Source organism: Bradyrhizobium sp. LM2.9, from assembly GCF_054056555.1.
This window is the reverse complement of sequence record NZ_JBSRYJ010000002.1, coordinates 611,412-626,971: the sequence shown is the minus strand read 5'-3', so window position 1 is coordinate 626,971 and position 15,560 is coordinate 611,412. Positions and strand designations below refer to the sequence as shown.

General features: G+C 63.3%; 9 protein-coding genes and 4 pseudogenes. 4 read left to right on the top strand and 9 right to left on the bottom strand.

Annotated elements, in window-relative coordinates:
* Positions 1 to 57 precede the first annotated feature (57 nt).
* Positions 58 to 1,053 carry a TRAP transporter substrate-binding protein gene (locus ACVWW3_RS04500; protein ID WP_456650798.1) on the bottom strand — a complete coding sequence of 332 codons (996 nt, stop codon included), beginning with the start codon at positions 1,051 to 1,053 and terminating at the stop codon, positions 58 to 60.
* A 72-nt stretch (positions 1,054 to 1,125) separates the two neighbouring features.
* The gene (locus tag ACVWW3_RS04495) at positions 1,126 to 2,850 is read right to left on the bottom strand and encodes an IlvD/Edd family dehydratase (protein WP_456650799.1); all 1,725 of its coding nucleotides are present in this window, start codon (positions 2,848 to 2,850) and stop codon (positions 1,126 to 1,128) included.
* A 174-nt stretch (positions 2,851 to 3,024) separates the two neighbouring features.
* Between ACVWW3_RS04495 and ACVWW3_RS04490 the strand changes: the two genes are divergently transcribed.
* Both ACVWW3_RS04490 and ACVWW3_RS04485 read left to right on the top strand, forming a co-directional pair.
* Positions 3,025 to 3,726: a GntR family transcriptional regulator gene (locus ACVWW3_RS04490; RefSeq protein WP_456650800.1), complete on the top strand. Its 702-nt coding sequence runs from the start codon at positions 3,025 to 3,027 to the stop codon at positions 3,724 to 3,726.
* A gap of 607 nt (positions 3,727 to 4,333) precedes the next feature.
* Entirely contained in the window at positions 4,334 to 5,605 is a 1,272-nt protein-coding gene (locus ACVWW3_RS04485) for an MFS transporter (protein ID WP_456650801.1), read from the top strand.
* Positions 5,606 to 5,643: 38 nt separating this feature from the next.
* Here the strand turns inward: ACVWW3_RS04485 and ACVWW3_RS04480 are convergent, their stop codons facing one another.
* A complete protein-coding gene (locus tag ACVWW3_RS04480; RefSeq protein WP_456671885.1) occupies positions 5,644 to 6,468 on the bottom strand; it encodes an NAD-dependent epimerase/dehydratase family protein in 825 nt (274 codons plus the stop codon).
* Positions 6,469 to 6,558: 90 nt separating this feature from the next.
* Here ACVWW3_RS04480 and ACVWW3_RS04475 point away from each other — a divergent pair, with 90 nt between their 5' ends.
* The gene (locus ACVWW3_RS04475; RefSeq protein WP_456650802.1) at positions 6,559 to 7,539 is read left to right on the top strand and encodes an SMP-30/gluconolactonase/LRE family protein; all 981 of its coding nucleotides are present in this window, start codon (positions 6,559 to 6,561) and stop codon (positions 7,537 to 7,539) included.
* Positions 7,540 to 7,727: 188 nt separating this feature from the next.
* Here ACVWW3_RS04475 and ACVWW3_RS04470 read toward each other — a convergent pair.
* Positions 7,728 to 9,159, bottom strand: a pseudogene (locus ACVWW3_RS04470) (aldehyde dehydrogenase family protein).
* 308 nt (positions 9,160 to 9,467) lie between these two features.
* Positions 9,468 to 11,832: pseudogene (locus tag ACVWW3_RS04465) on the bottom strand (transketolase).
* Positions 11,833 to 11,967: 135 nt separating this feature from the next.
* Between ACVWW3_RS04465 and ACVWW3_RS04460 the strand changes: the two are divergent.
* Entirely contained in the window at positions 11,968 to 12,429 is a 462-nt protein-coding gene (locus ACVWW3_RS04460; RefSeq protein WP_247342718.1) for an Lrp/AsnC family transcriptional regulator, read from the top strand.
* Positions 12,430 to 12,433: 4 nt separating this feature from the next.
* On the opposite strand, the gene ACVWW3_RS04455 is transcribed toward ACVWW3_RS04460, so the two are convergent.
* The 4 genes and pseudogenes from ACVWW3_RS04455 to ACVWW3_RS04440 form a co-directional block, all read right to left on the bottom strand.
* Positions 12,434 to 12,982 (bottom strand): zinc-binding dehydrogenase, encoded by a 549-nt coding sequence (locus ACVWW3_RS04455; RefSeq protein ID WP_456671884.1) that lies wholly within the window; start codon positions 12,980 to 12,982, stop codon positions 12,434 to 12,436.
* Entirely contained in the window at positions 12,979 to 13,527 is a 549-nt protein-coding gene (locus ACVWW3_RS04450; RefSeq protein WP_456671883.1) for an alcohol dehydrogenase catalytic domain-containing protein, read from the bottom strand. The genes ACVWW3_RS04455 and ACVWW3_RS04450 overlap by 4 nt, the downstream gene beginning before the upstream one ends.
* A gap of 59 nt (positions 13,528 to 13,586) precedes the next feature.
* Positions 13,587 to 14,529 (bottom strand): annotated as a pseudogene (locus tag ACVWW3_RS04445) (DMT family transporter).
* A 186-nt stretch (positions 14,530 to 14,715) separates the two neighbouring features.
* A pseudogene (locus ACVWW3_RS04440) lies at positions 14,716 to 15,556 on the bottom strand (aldo/keto reductase).
* Positions 15,557 to 15,560: the final 4 nt, after the last annotated feature.

The window sequence follows — 15,560 nt, the reverse complement described above, 5'->3', positions numbered from 1 at the left end:
CCTCAGCCTCAGGGCCCGCCGTAGGTGGGCGTCTCGAAGGATGGCCACAGGGGCGGCTTAATTGACCGACCGGATCAAATCCTTGATCTTCACGGCATGCGGGCCGAGCTCCTTGGCCAGCTTGTCAAGATAGGGGTCGGCGATCGCCGCAAAGCTCTTCTTGTCGACGTTGTCGATGATCTTCACGCCCATTTTCTTCAGCTTCTCGGCCGCGCTGCGCTCGAGATCGAAGGCCTTTGCCGGCTCCTTCGTGCTGATCTCGTTGCCCGCCGCTTGCACCCAGCCTTTCTGCTCGGCCGAGAGGCTCTGCCAGAGCTTGTCGGAGATGAACACCAGCGCGTTGTTGGCCTCGTGCTCGGTGATGTTGAGCACCGGCGCAACCTCGTAGTGCTTGTTGACGAGGTAGACATTGATGCTGTTCTCGGCGACGTCCATGACGCCGGTCTGCAACGAGGTGTAGACGCTGCCGAACGGCATGTGCACGGTCTGGGCGCCGTAGGCGGGGAACATGGTGTCCTCGGTCGCAGTCGCCTGCACGCGGATCTTCAGGCCCTTGATGTCGCCGACGTTGTGGATTTCCTTCTTCGAGTACATGTGGCGCACGCCCTGCGATCCCGTCGCGATGACGTGCAGGCCCTGCGTGGTCTCGTCGATCAGGGTCTTGAGGGCTTCGAACACTTTCGGATCGGCCAGTCCCTTGACCACGTGGTTCTCGTCGCGGAACAAATAGTGCAACGACATCACGCCGGCCTGCGGCGAGATGGTCGCGGTGTTGGCTGAGGAGACGATCGAGAATTCGACGTCACCGGCCTTCACGAGCTGGAGCACTTGCGGCTCCTGCCCGAGCTGCGCGCCCGGATATTGATCGATGATCATGGTGCCTTTGCTCAATTCCTTGAGCTTGTCGGCAAAGAGGTCGCCCGCAATGGAATAGCCGGTGTTGCGCGGCTGGTCATAGGCGAAGCGATAATGCTTCACCTCCTGCGCCGATGCGCCCGTGACGAAGAGAACAGCGGCCGTTGCCGCCAGCCCAAGCATGGATCGTGCAATCATCGTTTCCCCCTGTTTTTATCGCCCGCCGCTTTAGCGGTCTGAGCGTTCGTGCGGGTGATTGGTCACCCTCTCTTAGTCTTTCTGCTCAGTCTTCTTCCCAGTCCTCTGCATAAAATCGAAGTCGCAGCCCTCGTCGGCCTGCATGATGGTTTCGTTGAACAGCCAGGCGTAGCCGCGCCGCGCCTCGTCGGGAGCGGCTGCCGGCTTCAAGGCGGCATGGCGCCGTTCCAGCTCGGCCGCATCGACCAGCAGCTCGATGCTGCGCTTGGCAACGTCCAACTGGATCATGTCGCCGTTCCGCACCAGCGCCAGCGGTCCGCCGACGGCGGATTCCGGTGTGATGTGGAGAACGATGGTGCCGAACGCGGTGCCGCTCATGCGCGCGTCGGAAATGCGCACCATGTCCTTGGTGCCGCCGCGCGCGAGCTTCTTCGGGATCGGCAGATAGCCCGCCTCGGGCATGCCGGGCGCGCCCTTCGGCCCGGCATTGCGCAGCACCAGCACGTCGTCGGAGTTCACGTCGAGATCGGGATCGTCAACCCGCAAGGTCATGTCCTCGACGGATTCGAACACCACCGCGCGCCCGGTATGCTGCAACAGTTTCGGGCTTGCAGCCGACTGCTTGATGACCGCACCGCGCGGCGCGAGATTGCCATGCAGGACGGCAAGGCCGCCTTCCCTCTTGATCGGATTGTCGCGCGGACGGATCGCGTCCTGGCCGGGCACGTCTTCCGCATTCGCGACGATATCGCGCAGGCTCTCGCCCGTGATCGTCTTCGCGTCGAGATCGACGAGATCGCCAAGCTGCGCCAGCAGTTTCGGCACACCACCGGCGTGGTGGAAATGCTCCATATAGTGCTCGCCGGACGGCTTGAGATCGACCAGCACCGGTACCTCGCGGCCGATCTGGTCGAACACCCCGAGATCGAGCCGGTGCGGCGAGCGATGCGCCATCGCGGTGAGATGGATCAGGCCGTTGGTCGAGCCGCCGATCGCCTGGAGCACGACCTGCGCGTTCTTGAACGACGCCGGCGTCAGAAACTCGCTCGGCTTCGGCCCCTTGGTCTTGGCCATTTCCGCGGCAACCCTGCCGCTCGCCTCGGCCAGGCGAAACCGCTCGGCATGCGGTGCCGGGATCGTCGCGCTCATCGGCAGCGACAGGCCCATGGCTTCGATCATGCAGGCCATGGTCGAAGCCGTGCCCATCACCATGCAGGTGCCGACCGACGGCGCGAGACGGCCATTCACCGCCTCGATCTCGGCATCGTCGATCTCGCCGGCGCGATACTTGCCCCACAGCCGACGGCAATCGGTGCAGGCCCCTAACACCTCACCCTTGTGGTGGCCCACCACCATCGGGCCGACGGGGATGACCACTGTCGGCAGGTCGGCGCTGATCGCCGCCATCACCTGCGCAGGCAAGGTCTTGTCGCAGCCGCCGATCACGATCACCGAATCCATCGGCTGGGCCCGGATCATCTCCTCGGTATCCATCGCCATCAGGTTGCGCAGATACATCGAGGTTGGATGCGCAAAGCTCTCGGCAATCGAGATCGTGGGGAACACGAACGGCATCGCGCCCGACAGCATCACCCCCCGCTTGGCCGCCTCGATGATCTGGGGGACGTTTCCGTGACAGGGATTGTAGTCGCTATAGGTGTTGGTGATGCCGACAATCGGGCGCTCGAGCGCGTCGTCGGAATAACCCATGGCCTTGATGAACGCCTTGCGCAGGAACAGCGAGAAGCCGGCATCACCATAGCTCGTCAGCCCTTTGCGCAACCCACTCGTCATCATGCCACTCCGATCACCGGGTCATTGTCGTACAGCCTGCCCCTTGATTGTCAATAAGGCAGAGGTCAAACCCGCCATTTTCTGGGATCAACATGCTGGTGGACGGCCAAATTATTGACAATCCTGATCTACCCTGCTCCACAGAGAGAACCGGCCAAGCGCCGGGAGGCCGAGGGCATGTCCGACATCCGCACCGCAGACGCCACGACGATCCGGCGCGACGATCCGGACGATGTCGTCGCGCGGCTCGAGGAGGACATCATCTTCGGCCGCCTCGCGCCGGGCGCACGCCTCACCGAGGACGCGCTCATGTCGGCTTACGGCACCTCGCGCCACTTTGTGCGTCAGGCCCTGGTGGACGCGGAGCGCCGCGGCATCGTTCGCCGCGAGAAGAATGTCGGCGCCACGGTGCGGTTCTATTCAGCCGAAGAGGTCCGACAGATCTACGAGGTCCGGGAGATGCTGACGCGGCAGGCCGCGCTGATGATCCCCCTGCCCGCGCCGCAAGACCTGATCGATGAGCTCGGCGAGCTGCAAAGGCGATATTGCGCCAAGGCCGAATTGCACGACCTGCGCGGCATCCACGAGACCAATGATGCCTTTCACCTCGCGCTGTTCTCAGCCTGCGGCAATCCCTACCTGGTACGCTCGCTCCAAGACTACATGAACCTGACCTTGCCGATGCGCGCCAAGAATCTCGCCGACCGTGACGGGCTGGCGCAGTCACGGCGCCAGCACGAGCTCATGATCGAACTGCTTAGGGGCCGCGACAGCTGGGCGCTGGCCCAGCTTTGCGTCGATCACATGCAGTTCAGCAAGAAGGACTATCTGGCGCGGATTGCGGGGGAGGCGACTGGACGAGAGGGCGCGCAGTCATGAAACAGGAGTCCGCTTGCAATAGTGAAGCAGACTTGTGCGGCAGCTTTGGTGTTTCGTTTTTCACCCATAGCGAATTCGATCAGAGAGAAGGCGCCCTTCACTTTGTGAAATGCGTCCGCACCACCTCACCCGTCTCCGGATTGAGCCAAACCGCATGACAACTCCAGCTATTGGCCCGGATTAAATCTCCTTCAAGGACTACGGCGACGAAGCAATCGCCTGCGTCGCTCGTTGGAAGCTTTGCCTTCCACCTCACGCGCCCGTCAGGTTCAAAGCATACCAAATTTTCGTCGGGCTTAGAATCCTCCCCTCCCTCAAAGAGGACCAACCGACCCACGTGGTTCGGAAGATCAATCGATGTATAGATTTTTCTCATACCGAACGTGCCTGTCTGTTCGCGAGATGTCGGCTTTTTGATCCGCAGTCGATTTCTCCGCAGGGCATCTGGCGATAGTACTCGTCGCAGCCCGGCCCACGCAACGAGTCGACGCACCCCTCAAATCTGTTTGTCAAGCCATCGAAATTTCGCAGGGTCGGAAATAAATAGGGGGCCGCGCTCCGGCGCCTCGTCGCACGTCCTCATCCATCCCCTCCCGAACGAAATGGCATGACCGAACAAACCCTGACCGAGCCGATCGCCGAGCGGCAAGCGCCATCCCGCGGCTTTTCGCGCTACCAGGCAATCCTGGTTGCGCTGCTGGCGCTGGTCCAGTTCACGATCATCATCGATTTCATGATCATGTCGCCGCTCGGCGCCATCATGATGCCGGCGCTCGATATTTCGGCCGCACAGTTCGGGGTGGCGGTCTCGGCCTATGCATTCAGCGCGGGAATTTCCGGCATCATGGCGGCTGGCTTTGCCGATCGGTTCGATCGCAAGCGGCTGCTGCTGTTTTTCTATGCCGGCTTTACCCTTGGCACGGCGCTTTGCGCGATCGCGCCCAACTATCATCTGTTGCTGCTGGGGCGGATCGTGACCGGCCTGTTCGGCGGCGTGATCGGCTCGGTCGTGCTCGCCATCGTGACCGATCTGTTTGCGCTGCAATTGCGCGGCCGCGTCATGGGTTTCGTGCAAACCGCCTTCGCTGCAAGCCAGGTGCTGGGCATCCCGGCCGGTCTTTTCCTCGCCAACCAGTGGAACTGGCACGTCGCGTTCGGCGCACTGGTCGGCCTTTCGGTGATAGGGATGGCCGCCGTGCTGTTCCTGATGAAGCCGGTGAACGGCCATCTCGCGCTGAAGCAGGATAGAAACCCGTTCCGGCACCTGGTCGCAACGGTCTCGCAGCCACGATATTGGATGGCGTTTTCAGTGACCACCCTGCTGGCGACCGGCGGCTACATGCTGATGCCGTTCGGCAGCGCCTACACCGTGCACAATCTTGGCATCGATATCGTGCATCTGCCGACGATCTATCTCGTCTCCGGCCTGTTCAGCATCTTCATCGGCCCATTGGTCGGACGCGCGAGCGATGCTTTCGGCAAATACCCGACCTTTGCCTTCGGCAGCGCCATATCGATCGTCATGGTGTTGATCTACACGCATCTCGGCGAGGTGAGCCTGACGGTCGCGATCCTGGTCAACGTCCTGATGTTCGTCGGCATCTTCTCACGCATGATTCCGTCGCAGGCGCTGATTTCCGCGATCCCCGAGCCGGCGCAACGCGGCTCCTTCAGCGCGGTCGGCGCGTCGCTGCAACAACTCTCCGGCGGGCTCGGCTCAGTGCTCGCCGCCGCGCTGATCGCGCAGGACGCCGACGGTACGCTCCGGCATTTCGACCGGCTGGGATACGTCGTCGTGACGACGGCGGTGATTTCCCTGATCCTGATGTATTTTGTGCAAAGGCCCATCGCGGCCCAGGCCGGCAAACGCGTTGTCTAGGGCGTCGATTCCGACGCCCTAGATCTGCGAATGCGCTCCTACCGTTTGGTCCAGTCGATGATCCGGCTTGTGTCGCCGTCGAACTCATTGCTGCAGAACGCGCCGCCCTGATAGTGATCGCCGATCGGATCGGGCTTCATCTTGGCCTGCTCGGCCATCGCATGCGGCACGTGGTCCTCGGAGCGCCCCGTGGGGCGGTAGCCGAACTCGTAGGCGCGGTGGTTGTCCCACCAGGCGCGCTCGTTCAGGGACACGCCGTAGAAAACCTCGAAACGAATGTCGGGATGCTCGAGCCCGATCTGGCAGAGCTGCACCAGATCTTCCGGCTTAAGCCAGATCGAGATCCGGCGAAGGTCCAGCGGCACGTCGCCGAAATTGCCAATGCGAAGGCAGGTCACCTTCAGGCCATGCTTGTCGGCGTAGAGGGCGCCGACCGCTTCGCCGAACACCTTGCTGACGCCATAGCGGCCGTCGGGGCGCGGGGTAACGTCGGTGCCGATCTTGTGGTGGCGCGGATAGAATCCGACGGCATGGTTCGAGGAGGCGAACACCACGCGCTTGACGCCCTTGCGATACGCCGCCTCGAACAGATTGTAGCCGCCGATGATGTTGGCCTGGAGGATGTCATTCCAGGGACCTTCGACCGAATAGCCGCCGAAGTGGATGATGCCGTCGACGCCCTCGCAGATCGCTTCGCACTGCGCAAGGTCGGACAGATCCGCCGCCTTGAATTGCTCGTTCGGGCCGAGATCGGCCGGCGGGCGGATGTCGCTGAGCAGCAGGTCTGGATAGATCGGCGGCAGCAGTTTTCGCAGGCGCGTTCCAATCCCGCCCGAAGCTCCCGTCATCAAGATGCGCGGCATGTCTTTCCTCGTATGTGCGACCGATTTGCGGCCGTAGATATCTGATGCTAGCAGACTTGGACAGAGGGAACGCAACAACGAGAATTGCACATGAACGATGCATCGTCCCATAACCAGGAACGGCCTCAAGGCTGGCGGCCGGCGACGTATTACCCCGATCCGGCGATCAGCGCACTCGATCCCCGGTTCGAAAAATACTGGCTGAAGCTCTCGGCGGTGGAACGGCTGACCACCGGCCTGCGCTGGGCCGAGGGACCGGTCTGGGTCGGCGATGGACGCTATCTGTTGTGCAGCGACATCCCCAACCAGCGCATCGTCAAATGGGAAGAGGAGACCGGTGCGGTCTCGGTGTTCCGCAAGCCCTCCAATTTCGCCAACGGCAACACCAGGGATCGCCAAGGCCGGCTCGTCACCTGCGAGCATGGCGGGCGACGCGTCACCCGCACCGAATATGACGGCAGCATCACCGTGCTGATGGACTCGTTCGGCGGCAAGAAGCTCAACTCGCCGAACGACGTCGTGGTGAAGTCCGACGGCGCGGTCTGGTTCACTGATCCCACCTTCGGCCTGCTCGGCAATTACGAAGGATACAAGGCCGAGCCCGAGATCGAGCCGAACGTCTACAGGTTCGATCCCACGACCGGCAAGGCGACTATCGTTGCCGAAGGCGTGCTGGGGCCGAATGGCCTGTGTTTCTCGCCGGACGAGAAGATTCTTTATGTCGTGGAATCACGCGGCGTGCCGAACCGCAAGATTCTCGCCTATGACGTCTCGCCAGACGGCACGACGATCTCCAACAAGCGCGTCCACATAGATGCGGGTCCGGGCACGCCGGACGGCATGCGCTGTGACATCGACGGCAATCTTTGGTGCGGCTGGGGCATGGGCGATCCCGAGCTCGACGGCGTCGTGGTGTTCGCGCCCGACGGCGTCATGATCGGCCGCATCGCACTGCCCGAACGCTGCGCCAATCTCTGCTTCGGCGGCGTCAAGCGCAACCGCCTGTTCATGGCCGCGAGCCAATCGATCTACGCGTTGTACGTGAATACGCAGGGCGCGGTGGGGGGATAGGCCCTACGCCGGTCGTACAGCGTTCTCCTCGTCATTGCGAGGAGCGCTTGCGACGAAGCAATCCAGACTGTCTCCGCGGAAAGATTTCTGGATTGCTTCGCTTCGCCGCTTCGCTCGCAATGACGAACAAACAAAAACGCCGGAGTGGCTTTCCACTCCGGCGTCATGTTGGTTTCAAACGATAAAGCTTACGCCGCGTTGAAGCCGGCGACGGCCTTCACTTCGAGGAAGTCCTCGAGGCCGTACTTGCCCCATTCGCGGCCGTTGCCGGACTGCTTGTAGCCGCCGAACGGCGCGGTGCGGTCGTTGGGCACGCCTTGGAGGTTGACGTTGCCGGCGCGGATCTGGCGGCCGACCCGCTTGGCGTCCTCGACGGAAGCGCCCGTGACGTAGCCGGCCAGGCCATAGGGCGTGTCGTTGGCGATATGCACGGCCTCGGCTTCGTCCTTGGCGCCGATGATGGTCAGCACCGGTCCGAAGATTTCTTCGCGCGCGATCGTCATGTCAGGGGTGACGTCGGCGAAGATGGTCGGGCGGACATAGAAGCCCTTATTGACGCCCTCGGGCAGGCCCGGGCCGCCGGACACGAGCGTTGCGCCCTCGTCGATGCCCTTCTTGATCAGCCCCTGGATCTTGTCCCACTGGCCGCGGTTGACGACCGGACCGATGGTGGTACCCTCAGCGCGCGGATCGCCCGCCTTGGTCTTGTCGGCGACAGCCTTCGCGATCGCGGCCACTTCCTTCATCTTCGACAGCGGCACGATCATGCGCGAGGGCGCGTTGCAGGACTGGCCGGAGTTGTTGAACATGTGCATCACGCCGCCGGTCACCGCCTTCGTGAGGTCGGCGCCTTCGAGGATGACGTTCGGCGACTTGCCGCCGAGCTCCTGGCTGACGCGCTTCACGGTCGGCGCCGCACGCTTGGCCACATCGATGCCGGCGCGGGTCGAGCCGGTGAACGAGATCATGTCGATATCGGGGTGCTCGCTCATGGCGGCGCCGACCTCGGGGCCGAGACCGTTGACGAGGTTGAACACGCCCTTCGGCACGCCGGCTTCATGGAGGATTTCCGCGAAGATCAGCGCCGAGGTCGGGGTGAACTCCGACGGCTTCAGGATCATGGTGCAGCCGGCGGCGAGCGCGGGCGCGACCTTGCAGGCGATCTGGTTGAGCGGCCAGTTCCAGGGCGTGATCATGCCGACCACGCCGACCGGCTCGCGCAGCACCATGGCGGTGCCGACCGGTTCCTCGAAATGATAGTTCTTGAGCACGTCGAGCGTGGTCATGAGATGGCCGAGGCCGGCGCCGGCCTGGAGCTTTTCGGCCATCGGCAGCGGCGCGCCCATCTCGTCGGAGACGGCAGCGCCGATCTCCTTGAGGCGCCCCTTGTAGATCTCGATGACCTTGGTGAGCAGCGCGACGCGCTCGTCACGGCTGGTCTTGGGAGAATGTCACGAACGCGCGCTTGGCGGCGGCGACGGCCTTGTCGACGTCGGCCTTGGAGCCCAGCGCAATCTCGTACATCGCCTCTTCCGTCGCCGGATTGACGACCGGGGTGGACTTCTTGACGGCGGGATCGACCCAGGCGCCGTCGATGTAGAATTGCATGCGATTGACCATCGTGAACCTCTTCTTGGGTATGGAGGGGGCGTTTCGGCAGGCATCCTTGCACGAAAGCGCCGGCAATTGAACCCGCCATATGCGGGGCCAGCGTTGCGGCGGACGGAGGCTATATGAGCCGATGGCGGAGGGGTGGCAAGGTGGCTGGGACGTAAGAACTTGGGTCCCGGCTCAGCGTCGCGTCATTTCATGCCGCGCCGCGTCCGGGACGCGAAACTGCAGCTCGTCGAAGCGGCTCTCGTGCCCCGCAGCGCAGCGCCCTTCAGCGGTGCGCTGCTGAGCCGGGGCCCATGCGCCGGTCATTCCCACTACACCGCCATCTTCCGATGCAGCACCGGCGCACCGGTGGTGAGGCTTTCGGCCGCATCGATGATGGCATTGGCGTCGATGCCATGGTGGCGGTAGAGGTCGGCAATCGTGCCGGTCTGGCCGAACTGCTCGACGCCGAGCGCCTCGACGCGATGGCCGCGGACGCTACCGAGCCAGCCGAGCGTCGCCGGATGGCCGTCGATCACGGTGACGATGCCGCAGTCGCGCGGCAGCGGCGCGAGCAGTTTTTCGATGTGGCTGAGATGCTGCACGCCTCTCCGATCACGGCGCAATTTCCGTGCGGCGGTCCAACCCGCATGCAGACGATCTGCGGAAGTGATCGCGAGCAGGCCGATGTCGCGCCGGCTCTCGCCGATGAAGCCGGTCGCCTCGATCGCTTCGGGCGCGACCGCGCCGGTATAGGCGATCACGAGTTCGGCATTCGGGCCAGGCTTGCGCAGCCAGTAGGCCCCGTCGGTGATGCCCTGCTCCAGTTCGGGCGTCATGATCCGTTGCGCCTGCTCGATACTGCGCGTCGAGAGCCGCAGATAGATCGAGCCGCCCTCGCCCGGATCGCGCTGCATGTGGTTGAATCCCCAGCCCATGATCACGGCGAGTTCGTCGACGAAGGCCGGCTCGAACGAGGCAAGGCCATCCTGCGCCATGCCGATCAACGGCGTTGCGATCGACTGGTGCGCGCCGCCTTCGGGCGCGAGCGTGACGCCTGATGGGGTCGCCGCCACCATGAAGCGCGCATCCTGGTAACAGGCATAGTTCAGCGCATCGAGACCGCGCTCGATGAAGGGATCGTAGAGCGTGCCGACCGGCAAGAGCCGCTCGCCGTTGATCTGGTGCGACAGGCCGAGCGCCGAGAGCATGATGAACAGGTTCATCTCGGCAATGCCGAGTTCGAGATGCTGGCCTTTCGGCGAAAAGTCCCAATTGAATGTGGAAGGAATTTTCTCGCTGCGGAATAAGTCGGCCTTCTCGCCGCGCGCAAACAGGCCGCGCCTGTTCACCCACGGACCGAGATTCGTCGAGACGGTGACATCAGGCGATGTCGTGACGATGCGCTTGGCAAGCTCGCTGTCGCCGCGCGCGATCTCGTTCAGCACCAGCCCAAAACCCTGCTGGGTCGACGTCTGCGGCGACGGCTTGAAGGCGAGCTGCGCGGGCACCTCGATAGCAGGCGCGGTAAGCCGGCGGCCGTCCTGGTTGAACGGCACGCGCGCGAGGAAGGCATCGAGCTCGGCGGCGTCTTGCGCGAGACCCTCGTATCTGTCCCATTCGTGTCCGGGTCGGATGTTCTGGCTGTCGCGATATTTCTCCATCTGCGCGACCGTCATCAGGCCGGCGTGGTTGTCCTTGTGGCCCTGGAACGGCAGGCCGACGCCTTTGATGGTGTAGGCGATGAAGCAGACCGGGCGGTCGTGATCGATGGATTCGAACGCCTCCAGCATGCTCGCCATATCGTGGCCACCGAGGTTCGACATCAGCGCCAGCAGCTCGTCGTCGCTGCGCTTGTCGATCAGTTTTGTGATAGGTCCCTGATCGCCGATCTCGTCATGCAGGTGCTTGCGGAAGGCGGTGCCGCCCTGGAAGCACAACGCCGCGTAGAGCGCGTTCGGGCAATTGTCGATCCAGCGCTTCAACGCCTCGCCGCCGGGCTCGGCAAAGGCCTCGCGCATCAGGCGGCCGTATTTCACGATCACCACGTCCCAGCCGAAATTGCGGAACATGGTCTCGAACTTTTCCCAAAGGCCTTCGCGGACGACGGCGTCCAGCGACTGCCTGTTGTAGTCGACCACCCACCAGGTGTTGCGCAGGCCGTGCTTCCAGCCTTCCGCGAGCGCCTCGAAAATGTTGCCCTCGTCCATCTCGGCATCGCCGACCAGCGCGATCATCCGCCCTTCGCGGCGATCCTTCATCCAACCATGCGCCTTGACATAGTCCTGCACCAGCGAGGCGAACAGCGTCTGCGCGACGCCGAGGCCGACCGAGCCGGTCGAGAAAATCGACGTCGTCGACATCCTTGGTGCGCGAGGGATAGGACTGCGCGCCCTTGAAGCCGCGGAAGTTTTCCAGCTTCTCGCGGCTCTGCCGGCCGAACAGATACTGGATGGCGTGGAACACCGGGCTCGCATGCGGCTTCACCGCGACGCGATCCTCAGGGCGCAACACATGGAAATACAGCGCCGACATGATGGTCGCGAGCGAGGCCGACGAGGCCTGATGTCCCCCGACCTTCAGGCCATCCGAGCTGGTGCGGACGTGGTTGGCGTGATGGATGGTCCAGGACGACAGCCACAGCGCCTTGCGGGCCAGCGCGGTCAATGTGTCGAGACGGGCGGTATCAACGGGCATGGCAACGCTCCCGGAAAACAGGTGCCACGATGATACGCCTGCGGGCTGGGCCAAATTTCTCAATTTCTCGCGCGATACCTGCTAATATTGGAACGCCATACCAAAAACTACCTGGAAACCACAGGTTCTATCCCAATGCCTGCGCTAGACGCCATCGATCGAAAAATCCTCGCCCTGCTCCAGAATGACAGCCGGCTGACCATGCAGGAACTCGCCGACAAGGTCGGACTCTCGGTCTCGCCCTGCCATCGCCGGGTCAAGCTGCTGGAGGAGCGCGGCGTCATCTCGCGCTACATCGCGACGGTCGACCAGAAGGCACTGGGGCTGCATGTCAGCGTCTTCATCTCGATCAAGCTGGCGCGGCAGAAGGAGGAGGATCTCAACCGCTTCGCACGCGCAATCTCGAAATGGGACGAGGTGCTGGAGTGCTATCTGATGACCGGCAACCGCGACTATCTGCTGCGCGTGGTCGCGGCCGACCTCGCATCCTATGAGACTTTCCTGAAAACCAAGCTCACCCGGCTCGACGGCATCGCCTCGATCGAGTCCAGCTTTGCGCTCAGCCAGGTGAAATATTCGATCGCGCTGCCGGTGTAAGGCATCACCGCGACGGCTGCACGATGATCTTGGTGTGGACTTCAGGATTGGCGAGGTCGGCGAAGGCTTTCGCAACACCGTCGATGCCGATCTCGGCCGTCACCATCGCAGCCGCATCCACCTGCCCTTCCGCGATCAGGCGCAACGACGCTGCGAATTCGTCCGGCGTGTAGCCGAGCACGTATTGAACGTTGAGCTCCTTCATGATGCCGAGCATCGGCTCGCTCCTGTCGATCTCCATGCAGACGCCGACCACGACAATCCTCGCATCGCGCGGCGCGCCCTCGAACACCTGCTGCAACAGACCGGGCACGCCGACGCATTCGAAGATGATCGCGGGCTTCAGCGCGGGCAGCATGGCCTGCAACGGTGGCCGCGCCGCCTTCTCCGCGTCCGACATCTGCGCGTGCTCGGCCCAGGTCGCATAGGGCTGCGACTTCAGGGGATCGACGACGATGTCGGCGCCGAGCTTGGCCGCGAGCGCGCGTCGCGCCGGCGAATAGTCGGCGGCGACGATCGGATGCAGGCCCCTGATCCTGAGCGCGGCGATCACCCCGCGCTCCCCCCCGCAAGCCCGACCGGCCCGCAGCCGATCACGAGCGGCACCTCGCCGCCTTGGATATTGGCCTTGGCCACGGCGTGAACGCCGACCGCGAGCGGTTCGGTGAGTGCAGCATGCTCCGGCGCGAGACCGTTGGGCACTTCGAGCAGCAGCGCTTCGCTCAGCAGCATCGCCTCGGCATAGCCGCCAACATTCTCGTTGGAATAACCGATGCCCTCGATGCCCTGCAGCGTCACCAGGGCCGGCAGTGAGCACACGCGCGTACCCGACTTGAGCTTGCGCGTGGTGCCGGGCCCGTAATCGACGATTTCGCAGCAGAACTCATGGCCGAACACGACGTCGCGGGTGAGGTCCATTGGCTTGCGCCCGGTCTTCCGCGCCATCTCCACCATGCGGTGCGCGTGTTGGCGTGCGTGAAGGTCTGAGCCGCAGATGCCGCAGGCGAGCGTCTTGACCAGCACTTGCCCGTTGCCCGGCTTCGGCTCAGCCATCCGGTCGACGACGATCTCACCGTTCCTGAAAATCGCAGCGCGCATCCGGCTCCTCCCTTGTTGTTGGAGCCGTTGATAGCACAAAGCGGACGCGCGAACTTGCGTCAGGGATTCGGGGAACGCTCTTCCATTATCAGGAGCTGGGCGCGGCGGATGCGCTCGCGGTGGGCGATGTAGAGGCCGCTGGCGACGATGAAGGCCGCGCCGGTGACGGTCCAGATATCAGGCACTTCTCCGAACAGAAAGAAGCCCAAAATGCTGACCCACAGCAATTGCGTATACGAGAACGGCGCCAGCACCGAGGCATCGCCGTAGCGATAGGCCAGCACGATGATCCACTGGCCGACGGTGGACGCAACACCGATCACGATGCCAAGTCCGATCGCGGTCCAGCTCGGCGTGACCCAGACGAACGGCACCATCAGCGAGAGGATCGCAACGCCCGTCAGCGCCGAATAAGCCATCGTGGTGAGGACGGCTTCGCGGCCGCTTATCATGCGCGTCAGGATCAGCGCGGCGGCCCAACAGAACGCCGAGACGATCGGGAAGAACGCGGCGGCGTGAAACGCGCTGGAGCCCGGACGCAGGATGATCATCACGCCGGTCAGGCCGATCGCGGTGGCGATCCAGCGGCGCATGCCCACCTTCTCGCTCAGGAAGATGATCGAGAGTGCGGTGACGAACAGCGGCGAGACGAAGCCGGTGGCGGAGGCTTCCGCGATCGGCAGGAAGCTCAGGCCGGTGATGAAGAACAGCGAAGAGCCGAGCAGTGCCGCGCCGCGCATCAGTTGCAGGCCGAGGCGCTCGGTGCGCATCGCATGGAACGGCGAGCCCGGCAGCATCACCGGCGTGAACATCAGCGCGAACGTCACGAAGCGGATCCAGGTGATCTCGATCGATGGCAGGCTCGACGACAGATATTTCGCGGTGACATCGGAGCAACCGAGAAAGATCGTCGACAGCAGCACCAGCGCGATACCCTTGAAGGGATGATCGACGCGCGCAGGCGCGCGGGCGCACCTGCTGCTTCTTTTCCGGCATGGGCATGGGAATACTGTCGAGCCTTGCGGCTACGGCGGGCGGCGGTGTCACGGCAGGAACCTAGGAAATGCGAATCGGGAATGATCCTTAAAAACGATAATTGCGCCGCTTTCACAACTTCCGAAAACAGGATGCCGATATGCGCTCACGCCCGCGCGCGTCAATACTCCATTAATAATAGGCTTTTGTGCACTACAGCATGGGCAGGCTGCGCGGCTTTGCACCGCGCGGAAACGCCGCATCGAGCGCAGCAATCTCGTCTTTCGTCAGCACGAGATCACCGGCCGCTGCATTTTCGCCGGCATGTTCCGCAGAGGACGCCTTCGGGATCGCGAACACCGTAGTCTCACGGGTGAGGAAGCTCAGCGCGACCTGGCGCGGCGTCGCGCGACGCGCCTCCGCTATGCCCGCCAACACGGCGCCGCCCTTGCTGTTGCTCGTAGGGAAATCGTCGTGGCCGAACGGCGAATAGGCGACCACAGCGACGCCATGCCGTTCGCACCACGGGATCACCGCGTGCTCGATCGCGCGTTCCTTCAGATGATAGAGCACCTGATTGCAGGCGATCTTGCCTTCGCCGGCAATTTCGAGGATCTCGTCGAGATCGTCGGCGTCGAAATTGGAGACGCCCCAGGATTTGATCTTGCCGGTCTTCACCAGTTCCTCGAACGCGGCGACGGTGTCCTCCAGCGGATACGAGCCACGCCAGTGCAGGAGATAGCAATCGAGCCGATCAGTCTTCAGCCGCTTCAGCGAGCGCTCACAGGCGGTGATGGTTCCGCCGCGCGAAGCGTTGCTTGGCAGCACCTTTGAGACCAGGAACACGTCGTCGCGCCGGCCCGTGATCGCATCGGCAATGACGAGTTCGGCATCACCATACATCTCGGCGGTGTCGATGTGAGTCATGCCGAGATCGAGCCCGCGCTGAAGCGCCGTGATCGCGCGCTTACGATCGCCATGATCGAGATACCAGGGTGCCCTGCCCGATCACGGAGACGGCGGCGCCGGTTTTGCCGAAAGGTTTTGTGTTCATGTCT